Raw genomic sequence first — 25,138 nt, 5'->3', positions numbered from 1 at the left:
GCGTCCCGGAAAGGGCCGCGGCCGTTTTGCTTCCGGCAGGGGACGAAAACTCAGTTCGGATAGAGCACTTCGACCGCGTCCGCCGGCAGCCACTGGCGCAGACCGTCGAGCAGCGTGTCGTCGAGGCGCACGCGCCAGCCTTCGCCGAGAGGCAGATCCGCTTCGGCAACCTCGTTGCGGTAACGTAGCCGGACCGGGCAGCCTCCTTCGCGGAACGGCGTCAGCAGGCCTTGCAGACGGTCGGCCGCAGCGCTCGCGCCCCCCGCAGCCTTCACCTCACCATTGACCGTCAGCTGCAGCGCACGGGCAAACCGGGAGCGCGCTTCGCCGAGCGTCATCAGCTTGTCGGCGACGATGCGCAGCCCGCCGGTAAAGTCGTCGTTGCTCACCTTCCCTTCGACCACCAACACTTCGTCGGTGACGATCTTGCTGCGCTGCGAATCGAACAGTTCCGAGAACACCGACACTTCGCGCACATGACTGCCGTCGTCGAGTACGACGAACGCCATCTTGCCGCGGCCGGTCATCTTCGTGCGCACGTCCATGACGACGCCGGCGAGCATCAGCAGATCCCGCGAAGGTTCGAGCTCGGCGAGCGGGCGGCGGACGAAGCGGCGCACCTCCTTGCGGAAACTGTTGAATGGATGGCCGGAGAGGAAGAAGCCGATCGCGAGCTTCTCTTCCTTGAGCCGCTCGCGTTCGCTCCACGGGCGGGCACGTACGTACTCCGGCGCGGCCCCGGCCGCTTCCGGGATCAGGTCGAAGAGCCCGCCCTGCATCGCATTGGCCGCCGCCTGCTCCGCCGCTTCCATCGCCAGCCCGACGGTCGCGAGCAAGCGCGCGCGGTCGGCAGTCCCGCTCGGCTCGATGAGGTCGAACGCGCCGGCGCGGATCAGCGCCTCGATGACGCGACGGTTGACCGCGCGCCGATCGACCCGCGCGCAGAAATCGAACAGGTCGCGGAACGCTCCGCCCGCCTCCCGTGCCGCGAGGATTGCGCGAACCGCCGGCTCCCCGGCTCCTTTCACCGCCCCAAGGCCGTAACGGATCGTTTTGCGGTCGGTCGGCACGAAGCGGAAGTCGGAAGCGTTGACGTCCGGCGGCAGGATCGTCACGCCGTTCGCGACGGCATCCTCGAAGAAGATCCTGATCGTGTCGGTGTTGTCGAGATCGGCCGACATCGTCGCGGCCATGAACGCCGCGCAGTGGTGCGCCTTCAGCCACGCGGTATGGTACGTAACAACCGCGTAGGCTGCCGTGTGGGACTTGTTGAAGCCGTACTCCGCGAACTTCGTCATCAGGTCGAAGAGCTGCTCGGCAAGCGCCGGGTCGTAGCCTTTCTGTTTCGCACCGGCGGCGATCGTCTCGCGGTGCTTCGCCATTTCCTCGGCTTTCTTCTTGCCCATCGCGCGGCGCAGCATGTCGGCGCCGCCGAGCGTGTAGCCGCCGATGATCTGCGAGATCTGCATCACCTGTTCCTGATACACGATCACGCCATACGTCGGATCGAGGCAGGGCTTGAGGTCCGGGTGGAAGTAGTCGATCTCCTGCTGGCCTTTCTTGCGCAGGATGAAGTCGTCGACCATCCCCGAGCCGAGCGGCCCGGGGCGGTACAGCGCGAGCACCGCGATGATGTCCTCGAAGCGGTCAGGGGCGAGCTTTTTCAGCAGCTTCTTCATGCCCTCCGATTCCACCTGGAAGATCGCGGTGGTGTTCGCGTCCTTGAGGATCTGGTACGCGGCCGGGTCGGTGAAGGGCAGCGCCGCGAGGTCGGGCTTCTCGCCGGTGAGGCGCTCGACATACTCGACGGCGAGCTCGATGATCGTCAGGTTCCTCAGGCCGAGGAAGTCGAACTTCACGAGGCCGACCGCCTCGACATCGTCCTTGTCGAACTGCGACACCGGCGTCGCCTCGTCGCCGTCGGCGATGTAGAGCGGGCAGAAGTCGGTGAGTTTGCCCGGCGCGATCAGCACGCCGCCGGCGTGCATGCCGACGTTGCGGCTCAAACCTTCGAGCGGTTCGGCGAGGCTCCACAGCTCCTGTACCGACTCGCCGTCGTTGCCGTCCTTCATCATCTCGCCGATCTGCGACTCCATCTCGTAGGCCTTGGCGAGCGAGACGGGCTTCGCGCCTTCGATCGGAATCAGCTTCGACAGGCGATCGCACAGCCCGTACGGCAGGTCGAGCACGCGACCGACGTCGCGCACGACCGCTTTCGACGCCATCGTGCCGAAGGTCGCGATCTGGCTGACCGCCTCCTTGCCGTAGCGGCTGCGCACGTATTCGATGACGCGGTAGCGGTTGTCCTGGCAGAAGTCGATGTCGAAGTCGGGCATCGACACCCGTTCCGGGTTCAGGAAGCGCTCGAACAGCAGCGCGTACGCGAGCGGGTCGAGGTCAGTGATGCGCAGGCTGTATGCGACGAGCGAACCGGCGCCGGAACCGCGCCCCGGCCCGACCGGCACGCCGTTTTCCTTCGCCCAGTTGATGAAGTCGGCGACGATCAGGAAGTAGCCGGGAAAGCCCATCTGGACGATCGTGTCGGTCTCGAACTTGAGCCGGTCCTCGTAAGTCCGGCGCTGGCGTTCCCGCTCGGCTTCTGCCGGGTAGAGCTCCGCGAGGCGTACTTCGAGGCCCGATTTCGCTTCGGCAACGAGGAACTCGTCGAGCGTCATGCCTTCCGGCGTCGGGAACTGCGGCAGGAAGTTCTTGCCGAGCTGCACCGTCAGCGAACACCGCCGGGCAATCTCGACCGAATTCTCGAGCGCCTCCGGGATGTCGGCGAACAGCGCGCACATCTCGTCCTGGCTCTTGAAATACTGCTCCTCGGTGAAGTCGCGCGGCCGGCGCTTGTCGGCAAGCACGTAGCCCTGCGCGATGCACACGCGCGCCTCGTGCGCCTTGAAGTCCTCGGGCTCGAGGAACTGCACGGGGTGCGTCGCGACGACCGGCAGCCCGAGCTTGCCCGCAAGCTGCACGGCTTGGCGGATATAGGCTTCGGTACCGGGATGGCCGGCGCGCTGCAGCTCGATGTAGAACGCGTCGGGAAACAGCTGCGCCCACTCGGCTGCGAGTCGCTCCGCGACGTCCGGATTGCCATTCACCAGCGCCTGGCCGATGTCCCCGCCCATCGCGCCCGACAGGCAGAGCAGATCCGATGCCGCGCCGTCGGCGAACCACTGCCGGTGCATCTCGGCTCGGCTGCGATACTTGTTGTCGAGATAGGCGCGCGTCAGCAATTCGCACAACTGCCCGTAACCCTTGCGGTTCCTGCAGATCAGCAGGGCACGGAAAGGTTTGTCGCGGTCCGCGTCGTTGGTGATCCAGGTGTCGACGCCGACGACCGGCTTCATGCCCTTGCCGCGGGCACCTTTGTAGAACTTGACCATGCCGAAGAGGTTGGCCAGGTCGGAAATGCCGAGGGCCGGCATGGCATCGGCGGCGGCGCGGGCGATTGCCTGGTCGATCTGGACGATGCCGTCGGAGATCGAATATTCGGAGTGCAGCCGCAGATGGATGAAACAGGGTTCGTGTGAGGCAGTCATGGGCTGAATTTTACCCGATGCCCTGCCACCTCACGTGATCGCTCAATGCTGCCGCGCGGCTTCGCGAGCCTGTGCCAGCGACCGCTTGCGCGCGTCGTCGGCCTCGAGAATCGCCTGCAGCTGCGAAGGCGGCAACGGCGCGCCGAGTTCCGCTTCGAGCGCGGAGATGAGTCGCGAAGCCGTCGACGTGATGCGGCGTTCGTCGGGCATTGCTCTACGCACCTGTGCCGGGGTGGCCCCGGTGATGCGCACGACCTCGCTGACGAAGTGGTCCTCGATCCGGCGGCTGCTCGCGGCGAGGAACGCCGTCGCGGCCGGGCTCATCGCGCTCTGGCCCGCCGGTTGCGCCAGCGCCTGCGGCACGAGCGGCGCGGCCGGAAAGACCAGGATCAGGCACAGCGCCAGCAGGCCTCCCGGCGATGCACCTTCGCGGCGCGCACTCACGGCAGCAGGATCGACGAACCGGTGGTGCGACGGGCCTCGAGCTCACGGTGCGCCTGCGCGGCGTCCTTCAGCGCAAAACGCTGGTTGACCTCGATCCGCACCTTGCCCGAGACGACGACTTCGAAGAGATCGGCCGCCATCGCCAGCAGATCCGGCCGCTTGGCCGAATAGGTAAACAGAGTCGGGCGCGTGATGAACAGCGACCCCATCTTCGCGAGCAGGCCGAGATCGAACGGCGGCACCGGCCCCGAAGCGGCCCCGAACAGCACCATCATGCCGAGCGGGCGCAGGCAGCCCAGCGACTCCATGAAAGTATCCTTGCCGATCGAGTCATAGACCACCGGCAACCCTTCGCCGCCGGTGATCTCCCTGACCCGCTCGGCGAAGTTCTCGCGCGTGTAGACGATCGAATGGTCGCAGCCGTGCGCGCGGGCGAGTGCAGCTTTCTCGTCCGTACCGACAGTGCCGATGACGGTTGCGCCGAGCGCCTTCGCCCACTGGCACACGATCAGGCCGACTCCGCCCGCGGCAGCGTGGATGAGGATCGTGTCACCCGGCTGCACGCGATAAGTGCGACGCAGCAGATACTGCGCAGTCAGCCCCTGCAGCATCATCGCCGCGCCCTGCTCGAACGAGACCGGGTCGGGAAGCTTCACGAGCCGGTCGGCCGGCATGTTGCGCAGGTCCGCATAGGCGCCGAGCGGGCCTCCGGCATAGGCGACCCGATCGCCCGGCGCGAGATCGTCCACCCCCTCGCCGACCGCCTCGACGACTCCGGCAGCCTCGAGACCGATGCCGGACGGCAACGGCGCCGGATACAGCCCGGTGCGATGGTACGTGTCGATGTAATTGAGCCCGACGGCATGCTGCCGCACGCGCGCCTCGCCTTGTGCAGGGGGCGGAACGTCGACAGCCTCCCATTGCAGGACCTCGGGACCGCCGGTTCGATGGAAGCGAATCGCATGGGGCATACTGGTCTCCTTGTGGGTTCGATGCAGCCCGCGCGGCGCAGGCAAGCGCAGGATGGCAACCGCCGTCGCCCGCGGTTCAGCGCTGGATCGAGAAGCCGATTCTAAACTGCGTTCCGCGTGACCGATTGTAATCGAGCAACGTTTCGCCATAACCGTTGAACACCTGGAAATGCAGGTAGGACGCGGTGTCCGACAGGATTGCGCGCGACAGCGGATATGACAGATCGAGCTGCGAACTGCCCCCGTGCGTCGAGTGGCGCAGGCGCAACTGAGCGAGAAACCCGTCGTCCCGGCCGAAACGCACTCCGAGCTCGCCATAACCGCGATAGCGGTGGATGTCCGGGTTTTCGTCGCGATCGAGGTAGCCCCATATCTTCGGGGTAATGCCGACATAGGATTGCCGCTCGCCAACGCGATGACGCCAGTCCAGCGACGCGAACAGCGTGTCGAGGCTGCGCGAGTTCTCCCGGTCCCGCCCGTTCGATTCGTGCTCGTAGCCCGTGCGTACGGTGATGCCGTGCTGGCGGTCGGGGTCGGACGCGAGTCGCCACTCGTAGAACAGCGACGGCCGGTAGCTCGTGTCGCGGAACGGCTTCGAGTCCGAACGCAGGTCCCACACCGAAGTCTGCGTGTAACCGAAATGCAGGCCGCGCAACGGCGGCAGCAGTTCGGCGACGGGGCCTTCGGGCTCGAAGATGCGGTACTTGAAACTGAGCTGGAGGCGCGCCGAGCGGCCGGCCCCGCCGCCGACGAGGAAGTACATCGGCTCGTTGACCGACAGCGCCGGGGCCGGCGGAAGTGTCGCCGCAGGCAGGACTGGCTCCTGCGCAGCCTTGGCCACGTCGGCGCCGGGCGGCGCGGCAGCTTCCTGCGCGATCAGCAGCAGGCGCGACGAACCGCGATCGGCGAGTTCCACGACTGCTGCTCCCGTGAGCTGCTCTGGCCAGTTCAGCACGTAATCGCGCCGGAACGCGGCGCCCTCGTTTGCCCCTGCGGCCAGCAGTTCCACGGCGACCCGCTGTTCACCGACTTCGATGACGGCTTCGAGACGATCCGGCAGCGGCAACTCGTCGGAAGCGTCACGGACGATCGAAATGTTCAGCGGTTGCCCGGCGACCACACGCGTGGCGAAAGCCGCCAGCAGCCATTCAGCCCGGGCTGCGGGCGCACCAAGAAGCATCGCGGCCGCGACCGCGAGCACGGGAATTCGCATCCGGGGTCTCCTGTAGGGCTGACCGGCGCCGGCCTTCAGCGGCGGAAGATCCAGAGGATAAGGCTGATCACGATCGAGACGATCAGCCCGGTCGTCAGCGGAAAATAGAAGCCGAAGCCTTCCCGCTCGATGTGGAAGTCGCCGGGAAGCCGGCCGAACGGCAGGCGTGAGAGCCACGGCCAAAACAGGCCCGCGGCAACCAGGATCAAGCCGAGGACGATCAGCAGGCGTTGCATGAACGGGACGACGTTCGTTGCGGGCGCCGGCTCCTCGACGGAACCGGCGCCCGGACAGGACCTTACTCCTGCGCAGCGGCAAACTGCCGCTGCTCGAAGGCGTCAACCACCGACACGGCAGTGATGTTCACGAGCCGGCGCACGGTCGCCGACGGCGTCAGGATATGCACAGGCAGCGCCGCGCCAAGCAGCATCGGACCGACCGACACACCGTCGCCGTTCGCGATCTTCATCAGGTTGAACGAGATGTTCGCCGCGTCGAGGTTCGGCATCACGACGAGGTTGGCTTCGCCGGCGAGCATGGACTCCGGGTTCGACTTCTTGCGGATATCCGGCGACAGCGCCGAATCGCCGTGCATCTCGCCATCGCATTCGAGACCCGGAGCGATGCGGCGGAGGATCTCGGACGCCTCGCGCATCTTGCGCGCGGAGGTCGAACGCGAGCTGCCGAAGTTCGAGTGCGACAACAGCGCGACGCGCGGCTCGATGCCGAAACGGCGCAGCTCTTCGGCGGCCATCCGGGCGATTTCAGCGACTTCCTCGGCGCTCGGATTCTCGTTCACGTACGGATCGGTGATCGCGAGCATGCGCTTGGGCAGCAGCAGCAGGCTCATCGCCGCGAACAGCTTCGAGCCCTTCTTCAACCCGATGACGTCCTCAACGGTCTTGAAGTGGTAATCGTAGGAGCCGAAAGTGCCGCACACCAGCGCGTCGGCGTCGCCGCGACGCAGCACCATGCAGCCGATCAGCGTCGTGTCGCGACGCATCTTCGCCTTCGCCAGTTCGGGCGTCACGCCGTCGCGGCACATCATGCGGTGGTATTCCTGCCACAGCTCGCGGTAGCGCGGGTCGGACTCGGGATTGATGATGTCGAAGTCGCGTCCGGGCACGAGGTTCAGGCCGATCTTCTGGATGCGCATCTCGATCACGCTCGGCCTGCCGATCAGGATCGGCCGCGCGAGTTCCTCGTCGATGACGACGCGGGCAGCATGCAGCACGCGTTCGTCCTCGCCTTCGGCGTACAGCACGCGCTTGAATTCGGCCGGAATCCGCTTCGCCGCGGAGAACACCGGCTTCATGACAATGCCCGACTGATAGACAAAATCCGACAGGCTCGCCGCGTACGCCGCAAAATCCTCGATCGGCCTGGTCGCGACACCCGACTCCATCGCCGCCTTTGCGACCGCGGGCGCGATCTTGACGATCAGGCGCGGGTCGAACGGGCTGGGAATGATGTAGTCCGGGCCGAAATGCAGGTCGGCGTTGCCGTAGGCGGCAGCGACGATGTCGCTCTGCTCAGCGCGCGCGAGTTCCGCGATCGCCTTCACGCACGCGAGCTTCATCTCCTCGGTGATCTTCGTCGCGCCGGCGTCGAGCGCGCCGCGGAAGATGAACGGAAAGCACAGCACGTTATTGACCTGGTTCGGATAATCGGACCGACCGGTCGCGATGATGCAGTCCGGACGCGCTTCCTTCGCCACTTCGGGCAGGATTTCCGGGTTCGGGTTCGCGAGCGCGAAGATCAGCGGCTTTTTCGCCATCCGCTTGACCATCTCGGGCTTCAGCACCCCCGCGGTCGACAGGCCGAGGAACACGTCGGCGCCCTCGATGACTTCGCCGAGCGTCGTCGCATCGGTGCACTGCGCGTAGCGGGCCTTGTTCGGCTCCATGTTCTCGTCGCGGCCGACGCGGATCACGCCTTTGGAGTCGCAGACGAACACGTTCTCGCGCTTCACTCCGAGCCCGACCATCAGGTCGAGGCATGCGATCGCCGCCGCGCCTGCGCCGGAGCACACCAACTTGACTTCGCCGATGTCCTTGCCGACGATCTTGAGACCGTTGATCAGCCCTGCCGACGAAATGATCGCGGTGCCGTGCTGATCGTCATGGAAGACCGGAATGTTCATCCGCTCGCGCAGCTTCTGCTCGATATAGAAGCACTCGGGCGCCTTGATGTCCTCGAGGTTGACGCCGCCGAGCGTCGGCTCGAGCGACGCGATGATGTCGATGAGCTTGTCCGGGTCCCGCTCGGCGAGTTCGATGTCGAACACATCGACGTTCGCGAACTTCTTGAACAGGCAGCCCTTGCCTTCCATGACCGGCTTCGACGCAAGCGGGCCGATGTTGCCCAGGCCGAGCACCGCGGTGCCGTTCGTCACGACGGCGACGAGATTGCCACGTGACGTCAGTTCGCGCGCCTGTCCCGGGTCCGCGACGATCGCGTCGCACGCCGCGGCCACGCCCGGCGAGTAGGCGAGCGCGAGGTCACGCTGGTTCGTCAGGCTCTTGGTGGGAACAACTGAAATTTTTCCGCGGGTCGGCGAACGATGATAATCCAGTGCCGCGGTGATGAAATCCTGATCCATTGCGCTCCCTCTCGTGCTAATTGGGTTGTCTTTGTTTATGAACGTGCGGAAAAAGCTCTGCGCTCGCACCGGCGCCTCGCCAATCAATGAGGAATGTCCGCAACGATGTGGCTTGTTCTGATCGAATGGCCGGCATTGAACCGGGCATCGCAGCGGATCGGGCTCGGCGCCCGCATGACGGCGGCTTCATGCGACAGCCGCTGACGCCACCTTTGACGAGGCGAAAGTTTAGCGCAGCCGCCCAGCCTTGGGCAGAGGGATGTCAGGGCAAACCGGCATGGCGGCGCGCGCCATCTTCTGGCTTGGTGTTCCGGCGCGGCGTCGGCGTACATCGACACGTAACCGTGGACATTTTTTGGCACAATCGCGTGGCAGCCCAACCAGGAAAACCAAGATGCGACGCGTGGTGTTCAATCAGAAAGGCGGAGTCGGCAAGTCGACCATTACCTGCAACCTCGCGGCGATCAGCGCCCACGAGGGCAGGCGTACGCTGGTCGTCGACCTCGACCCGCAAGGCAACTCGACCCAGTATCTGCTCGGCCGCTCCAGCGGAGAGGTCGACACGACGCTGGCGGATTTCTTCGACCAGACGCTCAACTTCAAGCTGAACCCGAAAAAGACGAGCGAGTTCATCGTCCCGAGTCCTTTCGAAGGGCTCGACGTGATGCCTTCGCACCCTGGGCTCGAAGATCTGCAGGGCAAGCTCGAGTCCCGCTACAAGATCTACAAGCTGCGCGATGCGCTCGAGGAGTTGGCCGGCCGCTACGACTGCATCTACATCGACACGCCGCCGGCGCTCAATTTCTACACCCGCTCCGCGCTGATCGCCGCGGAGGGCTGCCTGATTCCGTTCGACTGCGACGAGTTTTCCCGCCGCGCGCTGTACTCGCTGTTGGAAAACGTGCAGGAAATCCGCAGCGACCACAATCGCGACCTGCAGGTCGAAGGAATCGTCGTCAACCAGTTCCAGGCCCGTGCCGCACTGCCGCAAAAAGTCGTCCAGGAACTGATCGACGAAGGCCTGTCGGTGCTGACGCCCTATTTGTCCGCGTCCGTGAAGATCAAGGAATCCCACGAGCAGGCGCGGCCGATGATCCATCTCGACGCGAAGCACAAGCTCACGCAGGAGTACGTTGCGCTGCACGACTCGCTGGCGCGCAAATACGGCGTCTGACGACGGCGCGGCCCGCCGGCATCGCGCGCGACCGAAGTCACGCGGGATCGAGCTTCGCGACCGCGAGCATCAGCCACTTGACGCCGGCGGCGCCGAAGTTGATCTGGAGTCGGGCGTCCGAGCCGCTGCCTTCGGCGGCGACGATCACGCCCTGGCCGAACTTGGCGTGGGTGACCAGCTGACCCACACGCAAGCCGCCCAGATCGCGGCTGCGCGAAACCGGTTGTTCCGGCGCCTTCGCCACCACGCCGCCGCGCGACGGCTGATAGTAGCCGCCGAACCCGCTGCGCACCGCGCTCGTGCGCGGATTCGGCGGTGACAGCCACTTCGTGAGTTCCTCCGGAATTTCCTCGAGAAAGCGCGAACGCAGGTTGTAGCGCGTCTGCCCGTGCAGCATGCGACTCTGCGCGAACGACAGGTAAAGCCGCTGGCGTGCCCGCGTCACCGCTACATACATCAGCCGCCGCTCCTCCTCCAGCCCTTCCGTCTCCATGATGCTGTTCTCGTGCGGAAACAGCCCTTCCTCGAGGCCCGACAGGAAAACCGCATCGAATTCCAGCCCTTTCGATGAATGCACCGTCATCAACTGCACCGCGTCGCTGCCGGCATCGGCCTGGTGCTCCCCGGCCTCGAGCGATGCGTGCGCAAGAAAGTCGGCGAGCAGCGCATGCGCCATGTCCTGCGCATCGGCCTGCACGCCTGCTTCGGCAACGAAATTCGCTGCTGCATTGATCAGTTCATCGAGGTTTTCGAGCCGCTCCTGGCCTTCCTTCTCGTTGCGGAAATGATTGCGCAAGCCCGACACATCGAGCACATGGTCGACGAGTTCCGGCAGCGGCAGCTTTGCGGTGTCGCGCCGCAGGTCTTCGACCAGGCGCACGAACTGGGCCAGCACGGTGCCCGGCTTCCCCGCCACATGCGGCACTGCCGCGTACAGGCTGCTGTTCCATGTGCGCGCCGCATCCTGCAGCGCCTCGATCGAACGGGCGCCAATGCCGCGCGTCGGAAAATTGACGACGCGGCTGAACGCGGTGTCGTCGTCCGGATTGGCGATCAGGCGCAGGTACGCGAGCGCATGCTTGATTTCCTGCCGCTCGAAGAAACGCAGGCCGCCGTAGACGCGGTAGGAAATGCCGCTGGAAAAGAGCTGGTGCTCCAGGACGCGCGACTGCGCGTTCGAGCGATACAGCAGCGCGATGCCGGAACGGCTCATGCCGTCGCGCACCAGCGACTGGATTTCGTCGACGATCCAGCGCGCCTCGTCCAGGTCGCCGCAGGCCTCGAACACGCGGATCGGCTCGCCGGCGCCGCGTTCGGTCCACAGATTCTTGCCGAGACGGCCGGCGTTATGCCGGATGATCGCGTTCGCGGCATCGAGGATGTTGCCGTGCGAACGGTAATTCTGCTCGAGGCGGATAACGTTGGCGACGTGAAACTCGCGCTCGAAATCGCGCATGTTGCCGACGTCGGCGCCGCGGAAACGATAGATCGACTGGTCGTCGTCGCCGACGCAGAACAGCTTCGCTGCGCCGTCGCGACCCGTGTCGGCAAGCAGCTTCAGCCAGCGGTACTGGAGCCGATTCGTGTCCTGGAATTCGTCCACGAGGATGTGGCGGAAACGCTGCTGGTAATGCTTGCGGATCGGCTCATTGCGCTCCAGCAGCTCGTAAGTGCGCAACAGCAGCTCGGCAAAATCCACGACAGACTCGCGCTGGCACTGCGACTCGTACTCGATGTACAGCTCGACCCGGCGGCGCGTGTAATCGTCCCAAGCTTCGACGGCATGGGGACGCAGCCCGGCTTCTTTCTGGCCGTTGATGAAATGCTGCAGTTCGCGCGGCGGGAATTTCTCGTCGTCGACGTTCAGCGCCTTCAGGAGCCGCTTGATCGCGGCGAGCTGGTCGCCCGAATCGAGGATCTGGAACAGTTGGGGCAGGCCGGCGTCGCGGTGGTGAGCGCGCAACAAACGGTTGCAGAGTCCGTGAAACGTGCCGATCCACATGCCGCGCGCCGACCGGTTGAAGCTCAGCGGCAGCATCGCGGACAGGCGCGCGAGCAGTTCCTTTGCCGCCTTGTTCGTGAAAGTGACGGCCAGGACACCTTGCGGATCGACCTGCCCGGTCTGCACGAGCCACGCGATGCGCGTCGTCAGGACGCGGGTCTTGCCGGAACCGGCGCCGGCCAGGACCAGCGCGTGTTGCGGCGGCAAGGTAACGGCCTGGAGTTGTTCGGGATTGAGGTTGGCGAGCAGATCGGACATTCGGTTTTCTCTTGGGGCACAGCGAATTTTAACCGGGACGCGAGGGAAACTTCGGGCTCGCTCGGAATCGCGATCGCGACAACGTAAAAAATGGCACTGTTGCATCGGCACAACAACGACGTTGATTTGCCCCGGACGATCCTTTAGTTTGAAATTGTGCAACGCAGCATCCGTTTGCGTTTTATCAAGGAATTACCTCCTTGAGCGGCGCAGAATTCGCGAAATTTTTGTATGTTGCACCGCATTAACAGCGCCTCGAACGGTGGACTTACAAGGTCTGTCCCGGCGCAAAAGCCGACAAGGCCGACAAGCTCACAGGAGAACCAATCATGAAGACACCCAAGCTCTTGCCCTGGCATGCGCGCAAAGCCGGCATCCCGATCGAACGGGCCACCACCCTCTGGCATGAAGCGGTGCGCGAAGCCACCGTGGCGACCGGATGGGTCGGCAATGCCGAGTACTGGGGCGAAGCGATGAATGCCTTCCTCCGTCTGCTCGAAGAAGAAAAGGAGCACTTCTGCGCGCCGTGCGTCACCCCGTTCGTGCGCAGCCAGAATCGTCTCTGGCGTCTGCCGCTGACCGCGATGGAAGACCTCGTGTCGGCTGTCTCGGCCAGTTGGCAACGTTATTCGGCCATCGCCCGCAAGGCTGCGTAAGCACTCCGATCCGGTCCGGGCGGCAGCACGACCCCGGGACGCGTCCCGGGCGCCTCAAAGCCTCGAGGCATTCGCGTTTTCAAAGCATTTTCTGCCGGATTTCCCGCAATCCGGCGCGCAACCCGGGCAGCGCCGGCTTCGCGATATACTTGCGTGTTTTCCACGCACCCACGCCAGCCCCCCATGCAGGACAAATACACTCCCGCCGCAGTCGAAGCCACCGCCCAGCAGCACTGGGAAAGCACGCAGGCATTCAAAGTCGCCGAGGACGCCGGCAAGCCCAAGTATTACTGCCTGAGCATGTTCCCGTACCCGTCGGGGAAGCTGCACATGGGGCACGTGCGCAACTACACGATCGGCGACGTCCTCGCGCGCTACCACCGCATGCGCGGCTTCAACGTACTGCAGCCGATGGGCTGGGACGCGTTCGGCATGCCGGCGGAAAACGCCGCGATCCAGAACAACGTGCCGCCGGCGAAGTGGACCTACGCGAACATCGACTACATGAAGACGCAGTTGAAGCGTCTCGGTTTCGCGCTCGACTGGTCGCGCGAACTCGCCACCTGCAAGCCGGATTACTACCGTTGGGAACAGTGGCTGTTCACCCGCCTGTACCAGAAAGGGCTGATCTACAAGAAGCTCGGTACGGTGAACTGGGACCCCGTCGACGAGACGGTGCTCGCAAACGAGCAGGTCATCGACGGCCGCGGCTGGCGCAGCGGCGCCCTCATCGAGAAGCGCGAAATCCCGATGTACTACATGAAGATCACCGCCTACGCGGATGAGCTTCTCGAAGCGCTCGACACGCTGACGGGCTGGCCCGAGCAAGTCAAGCTGATGCAAAAGAACTGGATCGGCCGCTCGGAAGGCGTCGAAGTGCATTTCCCGTATGAAGTGTCGACGATCGGCGCTTCTGGTGTGCTGAAGGTGTTCACGACCCGCGCCGACACGCTGATGGGCGCGACTTACGTCGCCGTCGCTGCCGAACATCCGCTGGCGCTCCAGGCTGCGGTGAACGACCCGGAACTCGCGGCCTTCATCGAGGAATGCCGGCATGGCGGCGTCGCCGAAGCCGATCTGGCGACGATGGAAAAGAAGGGCATGCCGACAGGCCTGCGCGTCGTGCACCCGCTCACCGGTGAGCACCTGCCGGTATGGATCGCGAACTACGTGCTGATGGGCTATGGCGAAGGCGCGGTGATGGCGGTGCCGGCGCACGACGAGCGGGATTTCGCATTTGCGACGAAGTACCGGCTGCCGATCCGGATGGTCGTGAGATCGACGCGCGACGCGTACACCGACACGGTCGCGCCGTGGCAGGACGCGTATGCCGAGCAGGGCCGGCTGGTCAATTCCGGCAAATACGACGGCCTGCATTTTCACGATGCGATCGAAGCGATCGCTGCCGAGCTCACCGCGAAAGGCCTCGGCGCGAAGCGCACGCAGTACCGCCTGCGCGACTGGGGCATCTCGCGCCAGCGCTACTGGGGCTGTCCGATCCCGATGATCCACTGCGCCGATTGCGGCGACGTGCCGGTGCCGGACGAGCAACTGCCGGTCGTGCTGCCCGAGGACGTCGCCGTGACCGGCCGCGGTTCGCCGCTCGCGAAAATGCCCCGGTTCTACGAATGCGACTGCCCGAAGTGCGGCAAGCCGGCAAAACGCGAAACCGACACGATGGACACGTTCGTCGAATCGTCCTGGTACTTCCTGCGCTACGCCTCGGCGGACAACGGTCAGGCGATGGTCGACGAGCGCGTCAATTACTGGGCGCCGGTCGATCAGTACATCGGCGGCATCGAGCACGCGATCCTGCACCTGCTGTATTCGCGCTTTTTCACGCGCGCGATGCGCGACGAAGGTCTCGTGAATGTATCCGAACCGTTCACGAACCTGCTGACCCAGGGCATGGTCGTCGCCGAAACCTATTATCGCGACGCCGACGGCGGCAAGAAGCAGTGGATCAATCCAGCCGACGTCGAAGTCGAGCGTGACGAGAAAGGCCGCATCGTCGCCGCAAAACTCACTGCCGACGGCGCACCGGTCGTCATTGGCGGCATCGAGAAAATGGCGAAATCGAAAAACAACGGTGTCGACCCGCAAGCCCTCGTCGATCAGTACGGCGCCGACACCGCGCGCCTGTTCATCATCTTCGCCGCGCCGCCGGACCAACAGCTCGAATGGTCGGACTCCGGCGTCGAAGGCGCGTACCGCTTCCTGCGCCGGGTATGGAGCTTCGGGCACGCTTTCGTCAGTGAGTTCCGTCCCCAATTGCCGGCGGATCGCCAGCTCGACGCTGTCCAACTGCCGGAAGCGCTCGCCGCAGTGCGGCGCGAGATCCACGTCTGCCTCAGGCAGGCGAATTACGACTTCGGCAAGCACCAGTTCAACACCGTCGTCTCGGCCGCGATGAAAATCCTCAATGCCCTCGAAAAGGCGCCGCGTGACGTCGCGGCGGCCCACGCGCAGGTAGCGGAGGAAGGGCTCGACATCCTGCTGCGCCTGCTCGCGCCGATCACGCCGCACGTCGCGCATGCGCTGTGGCAGGACTGCGGCTTTACCGGCGACGTGCTGCATGCGAGCTGGCCCGAACCTTCCGAAGACGCGCTCAGGCAGGACGAGATCGACCTCGTGCTGCAAGTCAATGGCAAGCTGCGCGGCAGCCTCCGGGTCGCCGCCGGCGCAAGCAATTCCGCCATTGAAGCGCTCGCTCTCGGTTCGGAAACAGCGCAGAAATTCATGGAAGGCAAGCCGCCGCGCAAAGTCGTCGTCGTGCCCGGCCGCCTCGTCAACATCGTTGTCTGAGCGATGGTGATGAAGTCCGCCCCTACCCGTCGCCGCCTGGTCCTGGGGTTCGGCACACTGGCGGCCGCTGCGCTGCTCGGCGGCTGCGGATTCAAGTTGCGCGGCCCGCAGCCGCTCGCGTTTTCCAGCATTTACCTCGGCGTCAGCAGGCAGTCAGACCTCGGCGCGGCGCTGCATCGCCGCATCGTCGCAAACGGCAACACGACGATCACGGACGACCCGGCAAAAGCCGAGGTCAGGCTCGAAATCCTGCGCGATCAGACCGAGCGCGAGATCCTCACGCTCACCGGAGGAGGCAAGGTGCGCGAGTATCAGCTCCAGCGCCTCATGAGTTTCCGGCTCGTCGGCCGCAACGGCAACGAATGGATTCCCGTGACGACGATTTCCGCGCGGCGCGAATACAACTTCGACGACGCCCAGATCCTCGCCAAGGAACAGGAAGAAGCCCTGCTGTTCCGCGACATGCAGATCGACCTCATCGACCAGTTGATGCGCCGCCTGGCAGCCGCGAAGCCGTGAACCTGCGTCCCGAACAGCTTTCCGCACATCTGGCAAAGCCGCTCGCCCCGCTCTACCTGCTGCACGGCAACGAGCCGCTGCTGGTGCTCGAAGCTGCCGATCTGGTGCGCGCCGCGGCGCGCCGCCAAGGCTTCGACGAACGTGAAACGCTGGTCGTCGGTCAGGGTTTCCGGTGGGAAAGCCTGAGCGCCGCTGCAGGGAATCTGTCGTTGTTCGGCGGCTCGAAGCTGATCGACCTGCGCATTCCCGGCGGGAAACCCGGACGCGACGGCGGCGACGCCCTTCAGCGTTATGCGCGCAGCCTCCCCAGCGGTATCGTGACGCTGATCACGCTGCCCGAAGTCGACTGGGCGACGCGCAAGACTGCGTGGTTCACCGCCTTGTCGCAACTCGGCGTGACGGTCGAACTCAACGCACCGGAACGCGAACGCCTTGGAGAATGGATCGCGGTCCGGCTGGCGCGGCAAAAGCAGACGGCAAGCCCGGAGGCGCTCGCTTTCATCGCCGAACACGTCGAAGGCAATCTGCTCGCCGCGCACCAGGAAATACTCAAGCTCGGCCTGCTCCATGCGGAAGGAAGCCTCAGCCTCGAGGATGTCCAGAATGCGGTGCTGAACGTCGCCCGCTACGACATTGCCAAGCTGCGCGACGCGCTCGTCGAAGGCGATCCCGTGCGGTGCACGCGTCTCCTCGAAGGGCTGCAGGGCGAAGGCGCCGCACCGCCGCTGGTGCTGTGGGCACTCGCGAACGAAATCAGGATGCTGGCCAAGCTGTGCGCCGGAAAAACGGCTGGCCAGCCGCTTGCAACGCTGTTCAAGGCGGAACGAATCTTCGACGAACGGCGCAAGTACGCGCTAAGCAGCGCGCTGGGGCGGGTTCGAACCGGCACGCTTCGCGCAGCATTGCTGCACGCGGCGAAGATCGACCGCATCATCAAGGGGCTCGCTCCAGGCGATGTGTGGGACGAATTCCTGCAGCTGGCTATGCGACTCGCGCGACGCTGACCGGTCCGCTCACCTCCCTGCAGGCGCGCACACTGGCGGGTGCCGGTCGATCGATGCTTTAATCTTCTTTTGCACGGCAACATCGAGAATCCGATGGACATCCACGACTACATGCAGACTCTGGGCCGCCAGGCACGTGCCGCCTCGCGCGTGCTCGCGACCGCTTCGACGGCAGACAAGAACGCCGCACTCGTCGCGATGGCCGCGGCCATTCGGGAACAGACCGGGGAACTGCTCGCGGCGAACGCACGCGACCTCGACGAGGCGCGCGCCGCGGGACTCGAAGCGGCGCTGATCGATCGCCTCACCCTGACCGCCAAGGGCATCGAGGCGATGGCCGAAGGGCTCGAACAGGTCGCAGGACTGCCCGACCCGATCGGCGAGATCACCGATGTCAAGCGTCGCCCATCGGGCATCCAGGTCGGCAAGATGCGCGTGCCGCTCGGTGTCATCGGCATCATCTACGAAGCGCGCCCCAACGTCACCGCCGACGCCGCGGCGCTGTGCCTCAAGTCCGGCAACGCCGCGATCCTGCGTGGCGGCAAGGAGGCGCTGCACTGCAACCAGGCGATCGCGCAGTGCGTCAGGACAGGACTCGCTGCTGCCGGGTTGCCGGAAACTTCGGTGCAGGTCGTCGAGACCACCGACCGTGCCGCGGTCGGCCACCTCATCACGATGCCCGAGTTCGTCGACGTCATCGTTCCCCGCGGCGGCAAAGGCCTGATCGAACGCATTTCGAAGGAAGCGCGGGTGCCGGTCATCAAGCACCTCGACGGCAACTGCCACGTCTATATCGACCGCGATGCCGATGTGGCGAAAGTCGTGCCGATCGTCGAAAACGCCAAGACGCAGCGCTACGGCACCTGCAACACGGCGGAATCACTGCTCGTCGCCCGTGAGGTCGCGCCGCGCCTGCTGCCGGAAATCGGCCGGATGCTCGCGACGAAAGGCGTCGAGATGCGTGGTTGCGAGCAATCGCTGGCAATCCTGCGCGCAGCCGGGATCGCTGCGGACAAGTTGCGCGCCGCGAGCGAGCAGGACTGGTCGGAGGAATATCTCGCGCCCGTCATTGCGGTGAAAGTGGTCGCCGACCTCGACGAGGCCATCGCGCACATCAACACCTACAGCTCAGGGCATACCGAAGCGATCGTCACCGAAAACTACACCAGCGCGATGCGCTTCCTGCGCGAGGTGGACTCGTCCTCGGTGATGGTCAATGCTTCGACGCGCTTCGCCGACGGCTTCGAATACGGCCTCGGGGCGGAAATCGGCATCTCGACGGACAAGATCCACGCCCGCGGCCCGGTGGGACTCGATGGGCTGACGAGCCAGAAATGGATCGTCTTCGGCAACGGAGAAATCCGCGGCTAAAAAGGCCAGCTGCCGCGTCTCGCCTTCAGCGCGCGCGTCCCGAAGGGCTGCCGCCTGCGACCGCTCGGGGAGCACCTCGTCTCGTCGTCACGGGCGAGGATCCCGACAACCGGAAGCCTGCGGCCGCCTCGCGGGTCCTGAATCTCTCTCGACACTGCATCGCGGACCATGAACCTCCCCCCGACCGCTTCATCCGGCGACCCTTTCGCCGCAATCCTGGCCGTGCCGTTCGGCGCGTTCGGCATCCGGGTTGCGGGAAACGTCATTCACGAGCTCGTCTTCCTTCCCCCGGGCACTCGTGCAATACCGCCTGACTGTGCACTCGCCGAGCGCGCGGTGATCCAGATCCATGCGTGGCTGGAAGACCCGGATCGTCCCTTCGACCTGCCCCTGGCGACACGTGGCACGTTGTTTCAGCGGCGAGTATGGGACGCGATCGCGGCAATCCCGCGCGGCGAGACGCGGCAGTACGCACATCTTTCGAAGGCGCTCGCCAGCGCCGCCCGAGCGGTCGGCCAGGCCTGCCGGGCAAACCCGTTTCCCCTCGTGATTCCCTGCCATCGCGTCGTGTCCGCGACCGGCATCGGCGGATTTGCCGGCGCCTCCGGAGGCTACCTGATCGACGCAAAGCACTGGCTTCTCGCTTTCGAGGCAAACCAGTGAGCAGAACCGAACATCACGCGCCGGAAACGCCGGCCACCCGTTTCCTGAAGCAGCATCGCGTGGCCTATACCACGCATTCCTACGCCTACGAACCTCATGGCGGAACAAAAGTGTCCGCCCGGGAACTGGACGTCGACGAACATGCGATCGTCAAGACGCTGGTAATGGAAGATGAAAGCGGCGCGCCGTTGATCGTATTGATGCACGGCGACCGAAAAGTATCGACGAAGGAACTTGCACGGCAAGCCGGCCGGAAACGCATCGAGCCCTGCACTCCGGAAGTCGCAAATCGCCATTCAGGTTATCTCGTCGGCGGCACTTCTCCTTTCGGCACGCGAAAACGCCTGCCGGTATTCATGGAAAACTCGATCGTCGATCTTCCACTCGTCTATATCAACGGTGGCCGGCGAGGATTCCTGCTCGGGATATCTCCCCGGGAAATTCTGCGAGTATTGCAACCCCGGCTTGTCAGCGCCGGAATCTAGCCCGCACCCGTCCACAGCGTTTTAATTCTCCGGATTTAATGGCAAAATAATTGGCAGTGACCATGAGTATGGATTTTTGCATTTCATTCCCGACCCATTGCCGTCATAACTAACTAACCCGATATCTGGAGAGATCATGGACCTGCCCACTTTGTCGCTGACTGAATTGCGACGCCTGCAATCGAAGGTGGAAACGGAAATCCGCCGGCGCAGCGATAACACTCGCCGCGAACTGATCAAGAAAATGCAGAAAATGGCGGCGGACGAAGGTCTGTCGCTCAGTGACCTTATCGGCAGCGCCCCGGCGAGCGACGACAAGCGCAGCCCGGCCACGCGGAAAGCCAAACCCGCGACGAAGAAAAACAGTCCGATTCCGGCCAAGTATCGTCACCCGGAAAATCCTGCGATCACCTGGAGCGGACGCGGCAGGAAGCCGCAATGGGTAGTGGACTGGCTTGCCCAGGACAAGCCCCTCGCGGAACTCGAGATCGCTGCCGAAAAATAACCCGTCGTGGCGCCTGTTGAACGGGCGCGTCACGACCCCTCCGTTCAGATTGCGGTGGCCGGGAGCGGAATCCCCTCGCGTCCACGCTGGATATACACACCGACGCGACGCACGCCTTTCTTCACGCCGATCTTTGCGATGCGGATCTTGACCCACGGTGCGCCGAATTCGTCGAATAGCAGCTTCACGACGAACTCTCCGAGCGTCTCGATCAGATTGAAATGGCGCTCGGCCAATTCCTTCCGGATTCGTTCGATCACGTCCGCGTAGTTGATCGTCCCCGCAATGTCGTCATTTTCGGCCGCGGAATCCGGCACGCCGAAAGTCAGATTCAGCTCGACCGGCTGGGGCGCCGCCTTTTCACGGGGATAGATGCCCACCCATGCCTGCACCCGCAACTCCTCGATGAAGATGAAATCCATGTTGTTTCCCGATTAGAATTCCGGCAATTCTAGGTGAAAAAATGAATTTCCTCCTGTTATTGCTCGCCGCGTATGCACTCGGCTCGACACCGTTCGCCATCGTTTCGAGCCGCCTGTTCGGGCTTGCGGACCCGCGCCGCTACGGGTCGGGCAACCCCGGGGCAACCAATGTCCTGCGCAGCGGCAACAAGGCTGCGGCGCTGCTGACCTTGGTCGGCGATTGCGCAAAGGGGTGGCTCGCGGTATGGGGCGCGGCGAAGCTGGGTTTTTCCCCGGTCGAAGCAGCGTTGGCGGGGTTGGCGGCGTTTCTCGGCCATGTCTTCAGCGTGTTCCTGCGCTTCCGCGGCGGCAAGGGCGTTGCGACCGCGCTGGGCGTGCTTGCAGGAATCAATGCCTGGGTCGCGCTCAGCGCGCTTTTCGTATGGCTCGCGGTGGCGGTCCTCACTCGCTATTCTTCGGCGGCGGCGCTGGCCGCTGCAGTGATCACGCCCATTTCCGGCGCCGTTCTGCTGGGCGCCACTCCGACGGTCGCCGTGCTCGCGCTGATCGCCGGCATTCTGGTGTGGCGCCACGCGCCGAACATACGAAAACTGATGAACGGCTCCGAAAGCAAGATTGGCGCAAGCAAGAGCTGAACTCCCGGCGCGTCCGCAGCGCACCTGCCGCCTGGCGCCTGCCGGAGGCGCCTTTTGCTTACGGCTGGACGGGGGAATGCAGTTCGGCCAACGGCCAGCGAGGAAACACGCGCACTGCCGGAGTTTCGCCGCCGCGCTGCCCGGCAGCGGCACGCAGTGCGCCGGCGAATGCGATCATCGCGCCATTATCCGTGCACAGTTCGGGTTCCGGGTAATACACCCGACAGCCCTTGCGCCGCGTCGAGGCATCGAGTCGCTCGCGCAGGTGGCGATTGGCTCCCACCCCGCCGGCCACGACGAGTCGGGCCAGCCCGGTCTGCTCGAGCGCACGCAGCGCCTTCGCGCACAGCACCTCGACCACTGCCGCCTGGAAGTCCGCCGCCAGGTCGGCCACGTCCTCGGCCCGCCAAGTCGGTGCCGACACGACGTTGAGGACTGCCGTCTTGAGTCCGCTGAAGCTGAAATCAAGATCCCCCGAACGCAGCATAGGACGCGGCAGGCGGAAACGTCCCGTTTGTCCACGCTCTGCCAAAGCGGCCAGTTGCGGCCCGCCCGGATAGCCGAGCCCGAGGAGCTTCGCCGTCTTGTCGAATGCCTCTCCGGCCGCATCGTCCACCGACTCTCCGAGCAGGGCGTATTCCCCCACTCCCGTCACCCTCATCAACTGCGTATGGCCGCCGGACACGAGCAACGCGACAAACGGAAACGCCGGCGGATCGGCGGCGAGCAGCGGGGACAGCAGGTGCCCTTCGAGATGATGAATGGGCAAAACCGGTACAGCGAGCGCCAATCCCAGCGACTCGGCGAAGCTCGCGCCGACGAGCAGCGCACCGGCAAGTCCCGGGCCGGCCGTGTAGGCGATCGCATCGAGTTGCGACAGCTCGCAGCCAGCCGCATCCAGCGTCTGCTTCACCAGCAGCGGCAGGCGGCGGATGTGATCGCGCGACGCAAGCTCCGGGACTACGCCGCCGTATGCGGCATGCAGCGCGATCTGCGTGTGGACGCAATGCCCGAGCAAACCGGCCGCCGTGTCGAAGATCGCCACGCCCGTTTCGTCGCACGAAGTCTCGATTCCCAGTACTTTCATCACCCCACCATTTCGACGGCACGTTCGCAAAGGCGCCTATTCTAACGGCCCGTCGGTGATGCACCGCCGAAGTTTATGCTTGGCTTGGCGCCTGCCAGTCGTTATAATCCGCGTTTTTCCGCCTACAAGACACACAAGGACGTTCGCAATGCCGGGTATTCGCGTCAAGGAAAACGAGCCGTTTGAAGTCGCCATTCGCCGCTTCAAGCGCACCATCGAAAAAACCGGTTTGCTGACTGAGCTTCGCGCCCGCGAGTTCTACGAAAAGCCTACCGCGGAACGCAAGCGCAAGTCGGCCGCCGCAGTCAAGCGCAACCACAAGCGCCTGCGTAGCCAGACCCTGCCGCCGAAGCTGTACTGATCCGTCACCGGTTCAGCCGGCCGGCACCACGCCGGGCACGAGTCACAGGATTCGTGCCCGGCGTGGCTTTTGCATTTTCGAACTGGAGTACATCATGTCTCTCAAGGAACGCATCCAGGACGACATGAAGGCGGCACTGCGCGCAAAGGATAGCGCGCGCCTGTCCGCGATCCGTCTGCTGGTCGCTGCAGTCAAGCAGCGCGAGATCGACGAGCGCGTCGAACTCGACGATGCGGCGATCACCGCCACCGTCGAAAAACTGGTCAAGCAACGGCGCGACGCAGCCAGCCAGTACGAAGCCGCAAATCGACCCGAACTGGCTGCCGGCGAGCGCTTCGAGATCGAGGTGCTGTCAGCCTATCTTCCCGAGCCGCTGTCCGATGCCGAACTCGACGAGGCGATTGCCGCTGCCGTCGGCGAATCCGGCGCCACGGGTCCTGCTGACATGGGACGCGTGATGGCGCTGCTGAAGCCACGCCTGGCGGGCCGTGCCGACATGACTGAAGCGTCGCGCCGGGTGCGCGCGAGGCTGACGAACTGATTGCCTGCCGCCCCAGCGGGCGGGCAGGCGCCCGGTCATGATTCCGCAGTCGTTCATTCAGGATCTGCTCGCCCGGGTCGACATCGTCGACGTCATCGAGCGCCACCTGCCGCTGAAAAAAGGCGGCGCCAACTACTTCGCCTGCTGCCCGTTCCACGGCGAGAAGTCGCCCTCGTTCTCGGTCAGCCCGACCAAGCAGTTCTACCACTGCTTCGGCTGTGGCGCCCACGGCAGTGCCGTCGGATTCCTGATGGAATACAGCGGGCTGCCGTTCGTCGAGGCAGTCAAGGAACTCGCCGCCCAGGCAGGCCTGCAGGTCCCGCAGGAACGCGGCCCGAATCCCCGTAACGACAAGAACCCCGCGCACGCAGCGCTGATCGAGGCGATGACCGTCGCGGCGCGACACTACCGCGACCAGCTCAGGCAGGCGTCCGCGGCGATCGACTACCTCAAAAGACGCGGCGTCAGCGGTGAAATCGCTGCGCGCTTCGGCATCGGCTATGCGCCCGACGACTGGCAGGGCCTGCGCAGCATCTTCCCCGACTACGATGCGAAGGCACTGCTCGAAGCCGGACTCGTGATCGAGAATGAAGCCGGACGACGCTACGACCGCTTCCGCAACCGGATCGTGTTCCCGATCCAGGACCGGCGCGGGCGCGTCATCGCGTTCGGCGGGCGCGTTCTGGACAGCGGCGAACCGAAGTACCTTAACTCGCCGGAAACCCCGCTGTTCGAAAAAGGCCGCGAACTCTACGGGCTGCTCCAGGCGCAGAAATCGATCCGTGATGCGGGCCATGCGATCGTCGTCGAAGGCTACATGGACGTCGTGGCGCTCGCCCAGCACGGCATCGGCAATTCGGTCGCGACACTCGGCACTGCGACAACGACGCACCACATCAATGTGCTGCTGCGACAGTCCCAACGCATCGTGTTCTGCTTCGACGGCGACGCAGCGGGGCGCAAGGCCGCTCGACGGGCGCTCGAATCGTCGCTCGAAGCCCTGCGCGACGACGTCACCCTCGCCTTTCTGTTCTTGCCCGAGCAACACGACCCCGATTCGTTCGTGCGCGCTCACGGTGCCGATGCGTTCCGCCAGGCCGCTGGCGCCGCGACGACGCTGACGAATTTCCTGCTGCGCGAACTGCAGTCGAATTGCGCGCTCGATACTGCAGAAGGGCGCGCACGACTCGTCCATGAAGCGAAACCGCTCGTCACCCGGATCACCGCGCCAATGCTGCGGCTGCAGATCGTGAAGTCGATCGCCGAAGCATGCCAGTTCAGCCAGAGCGAAATCGAGCGTGCGTATGGGCTGTCGGAAGAGGGTCGCGAACGGCCCGGCGAGCACGCCGCCGCTGGTCCACACCATCACCCTGCCGCCGCCCCCCCGCGCCGATTGACCCCGGGAATGCGTCCCCGGCGCAAACCGCCTTCGACCGTGGGCACGCTCTTGCGGCTCGTGCTCCAGCACCCCGCCTTGGCAGCGCGACTGCCGGTCGACCTCGTCCCGACAATGAACGCAGAGGGCGAAGCGCTGGTCGCAATCATCGACGCCACAAACACCGGTGATCTCGCAGCGAACGTCGGACTCGGCGCACTGGTCGAACGCTTCAGGGAAACCCCGCACGGGGAAACGCTGGCGAAAACCGCGGGCGAGCTTGTGGACGCAGAGTTCGACGAGGCGGTCGTCGAGGTGCTTTTCGAGGACACGCTGCGCAAGCTGCACGCCGACACGATCGCCCGTGAAATCGACGGGCTGACCGCCCGCGAGCGGGAATCCGGCCTGTCGTCGATCGAGCGGCACCGGCTTGCAGCGTTGCTAATCGAAAAAATGAACCTCGTCAATCTCGGCAAAGTCCAAGATTTTTAGTAACATTG

Annotated in this window: 22 protein-coding genes; 13 read left to right on the top strand and 9 right to left on the bottom strand. The window is 64.7% G+C overall.

Annotated features, from left to right (window positions below; all coding sequences use genetic code 11):
- Positions 1–50 precede the first annotated feature (50 nt).
- The 6 genes from dnaE to EBN1_RS12380 all read right to left on the bottom strand — a co-directional run bounded on the left by dnaE (position 51) and on the right by EBN1_RS12380 (position 8,775).
- Complete coding sequence (dnaE, locus tag EBN1_RS12405) at positions 51–3,545, bottom strand: DNA polymerase III subunit alpha (RefSeq protein WP_011238306.1); 3,495 nt, start codon at positions 3,543–3,545, stop codon at positions 51–53.
- Positions 3,546–3,587: 42 nt separating this feature from the next.
- On the bottom strand, positions 3,588–3,989 hold the full coding sequence (locus EBN1_RS12400) for a hypothetical protein (protein WP_011238305.1): 402 nt from the start codon (positions 3,987–3,989) through the stop codon (positions 3,588–3,590).
- A complete protein-coding gene (locus tag EBN1_RS12395) occupies positions 3,986–4,960 on the bottom strand; it encodes a quinone oxidoreductase family protein (protein WP_011238304.1) in 975 nt (324 codons plus the stop codon). The genes EBN1_RS12400 and EBN1_RS12395 overlap by 4 nt, the downstream gene beginning before the upstream one ends.
- A 76-nt stretch (positions 4,961–5,036) precedes the next feature.
- Positions 5,037–6,173 carry a phospholipase A gene (locus tag EBN1_RS12390; protein ID WP_041646302.1) on the bottom strand — a complete coding sequence of 379 codons (1,137 nt, stop codon included), beginning with the start codon at positions 6,171–6,173 and terminating at the stop codon, positions 5,037–5,039.
- A gap of 35 nt (positions 6,174–6,208) precedes the next feature.
- Positions 6,209–6,409: a DUF2905 domain-containing protein gene (locus tag EBN1_RS12385; protein ID WP_041646300.1), complete on the bottom strand. Its 201-nt coding sequence runs from the start codon at positions 6,407–6,409 to the stop codon at positions 6,209–6,211.
- Positions 6,410–6,471: 62 nt separating this feature from the next.
- The gene (locus EBN1_RS12380; RefSeq protein ID WP_011238302.1) at positions 6,472–8,775 is read right to left on the bottom strand and encodes an NADP-dependent malic enzyme; all 2,304 of its coding nucleotides are present in this window, start codon (positions 8,773–8,775) and stop codon (positions 6,472–6,474) included.
- Positions 8,776–9,169: 394 nt separating this feature from the next.
- Between EBN1_RS12380 and EBN1_RS12375 the strand changes: the two genes are divergently transcribed.
- Positions 9,170–9,949, top strand: coding sequence for a ParA family protein (locus EBN1_RS12375; protein ID WP_011238301.1), 780 nt, complete (start codon positions 9,170–9,172; stop codon positions 9,947–9,949).
- 37 nt (positions 9,950–9,986) lie between these two features.
- Here the strand turns inward: EBN1_RS12375 and EBN1_RS12370 are convergent, their stop codons facing one another.
- A complete protein-coding gene (locus tag EBN1_RS12370) occupies positions 9,987–12,209 on the bottom strand; it encodes a UvrD-helicase domain-containing protein (RefSeq protein ID WP_011238300.1) in 2,223 nt (740 codons plus the stop codon).
- Positions 12,210–12,538: 329 nt separating this feature from the next.
- Here EBN1_RS12370 and EBN1_RS12365 point away from each other — a divergent pair, with 329 nt between their 5' ends.
- The 8 genes from EBN1_RS12365 (at position 12,539) to EBN1_RS12330 (ending at position 20,217) form a co-directional block, all read left to right on the top strand.
- The gene (locus EBN1_RS12365) at positions 12,539–12,865 is read left to right on the top strand and encodes a hypothetical protein (protein ID WP_041646297.1); all 327 of its coding nucleotides are present in this window, start codon (positions 12,539–12,541) and stop codon (positions 12,863–12,865) included.
- A 183-nt stretch (positions 12,866–13,048) separates the two neighbouring features.
- A complete protein-coding gene (gene leuS / locus EBN1_RS12360; RefSeq protein ID WP_011238298.1) occupies positions 13,049–15,670 on the top strand; it encodes a leucine--tRNA ligase in 2,622 nt (873 codons plus the stop codon).
- 9 nt (positions 15,671–15,679) lie between these two features.
- A complete protein-coding gene (locus tag EBN1_RS12355; protein ID WP_011238297.1) occupies positions 15,680–16,189 on the top strand; it encodes an LPS-assembly lipoprotein LptE in 510 nt (169 codons plus the stop codon).
- A complete protein-coding gene (holA, locus tag EBN1_RS12350) occupies positions 16,186–17,193 on the top strand; it encodes a DNA polymerase III subunit delta (protein ID WP_011238296.1) in 1,008 nt (335 codons plus the stop codon). Before EBN1_RS12355 ends, holA begins: the two co-directional genes overlap by 4 nt.
- Positions 17,194–17,286: 93 nt before the next feature.
- Positions 17,287–18,564: a glutamate-5-semialdehyde dehydrogenase gene (locus EBN1_RS12345; protein ID WP_011238295.1), complete on the top strand. Its 1,278-nt coding sequence runs from the start codon at positions 17,287–17,289 to the stop codon at positions 18,562–18,564.
- Between the two features lie 168 nt (positions 18,565–18,732).
- Positions 18,733–19,227, top strand: a complete 495-nt coding sequence (locus EBN1_RS12340; protein WP_011238294.1) for a methylated-DNA--[protein]-cysteine S-methyltransferase — start codon at positions 18,733–18,735, stop codon at positions 19,225–19,227.
- A complete protein-coding gene (gene ybaK / locus EBN1_RS12335) occupies positions 19,224–19,712 on the top strand; it encodes a Cys-tRNA(Pro) deacylase (protein WP_011238293.1) in 489 nt (162 codons plus the stop codon). Before EBN1_RS12340 ends, ybaK begins: the two co-directional genes overlap by 4 nt.
- 136 nt (positions 19,713–19,848) lie before the next feature.
- Complete coding sequence (locus EBN1_RS12330) at positions 19,849–20,217, top strand: H-NS histone family protein (RefSeq protein ID WP_041646295.1); 369 nt, start codon at positions 19,849–19,851, stop codon at positions 20,215–20,217.
- Between the two features lie 44 nt (positions 20,218–20,261).
- On the opposite strand, the gene EBN1_RS12325 is transcribed toward EBN1_RS12330, so the two are convergent.
- Positions 20,262–20,639, bottom strand: a complete 378-nt coding sequence (locus tag EBN1_RS12325; protein ID WP_011238291.1) for a dihydroneopterin aldolase — start codon at positions 20,637–20,639, stop codon at positions 20,262–20,264.
- 41 nt (positions 20,640–20,680) lie between these two features.
- Here EBN1_RS12325 and plsY point away from each other — a divergent pair, with 41 nt between their 5' ends.
- Positions 20,681–21,274 (top strand): glycerol-3-phosphate 1-O-acyltransferase PlsY, encoded by a 594-nt coding sequence (gene plsY, locus EBN1_RS12320; protein ID WP_011238290.1) that lies wholly within the window; start codon positions 20,681–20,683, stop codon positions 21,272–21,274.
- 58 nt (positions 21,275–21,332) lie between these two features.
- Here the strand turns inward: plsY and tsaD are convergent, their stop codons facing one another.
- Positions 21,333–22,361 (bottom strand): tRNA (adenosine(37)-N6)-threonylcarbamoyltransferase complex transferase subunit TsaD, encoded by a 1,029-nt coding sequence (tsaD, locus tag EBN1_RS12315; RefSeq protein WP_011238289.1) that lies wholly within the window; start codon positions 22,359–22,361, stop codon positions 21,333–21,335.
- A 148-nt stretch (positions 22,362–22,509) separates the two neighbouring features.
- Here tsaD and rpsU point away from each other — a divergent pair, with 148 nt between their 5' ends.
- The 3 genes from rpsU to dnaG all read left to right on the top strand — a co-directional run bounded on the left by rpsU (position 22,510) and on the right by dnaG (position 25,130).
- Positions 22,510–22,722: a 30S ribosomal protein S21 gene (rpsU, locus tag EBN1_RS12310; RefSeq protein ID WP_011238288.1), complete on the top strand. Its 213-nt coding sequence runs from the start codon at positions 22,510–22,512 to the stop codon at positions 22,720–22,722.
- Positions 22,723–22,816: 94 nt separating this feature from the next.
- Positions 22,817–23,263, top strand: coding sequence for a GatB/YqeY domain-containing protein (locus EBN1_RS12305; protein ID WP_011238287.1), 447 nt, complete (start codon positions 22,817–22,819; stop codon positions 23,261–23,263).
- A 37-nt stretch (positions 23,264–23,300) separates the two neighbouring features.
- The gene (gene dnaG / locus EBN1_RS12300; protein ID WP_011238286.1) at positions 23,301–25,130 is read left to right on the top strand and encodes a DNA primase; all 1,830 of its coding nucleotides are present in this window, start codon (positions 23,301–23,303) and stop codon (positions 25,128–25,130) included.
- The last annotated feature ends 8 nt before the right edge of the window (positions 25,131–25,138 follow it).

It is taken from the genome of Aromatoleum aromaticum EbN1, assembly GCF_000025965.1.
Lineage (GTDB): Bacteria > Pseudomonadota > Gammaproteobacteria > Burkholderiales > Rhodocyclaceae > Aromatoleum > Aromatoleum aromaticum.
Note: the sequence above shows the minus strand (reverse complement) of the source record. Positions and strands in the feature narration are given on the sequence as shown.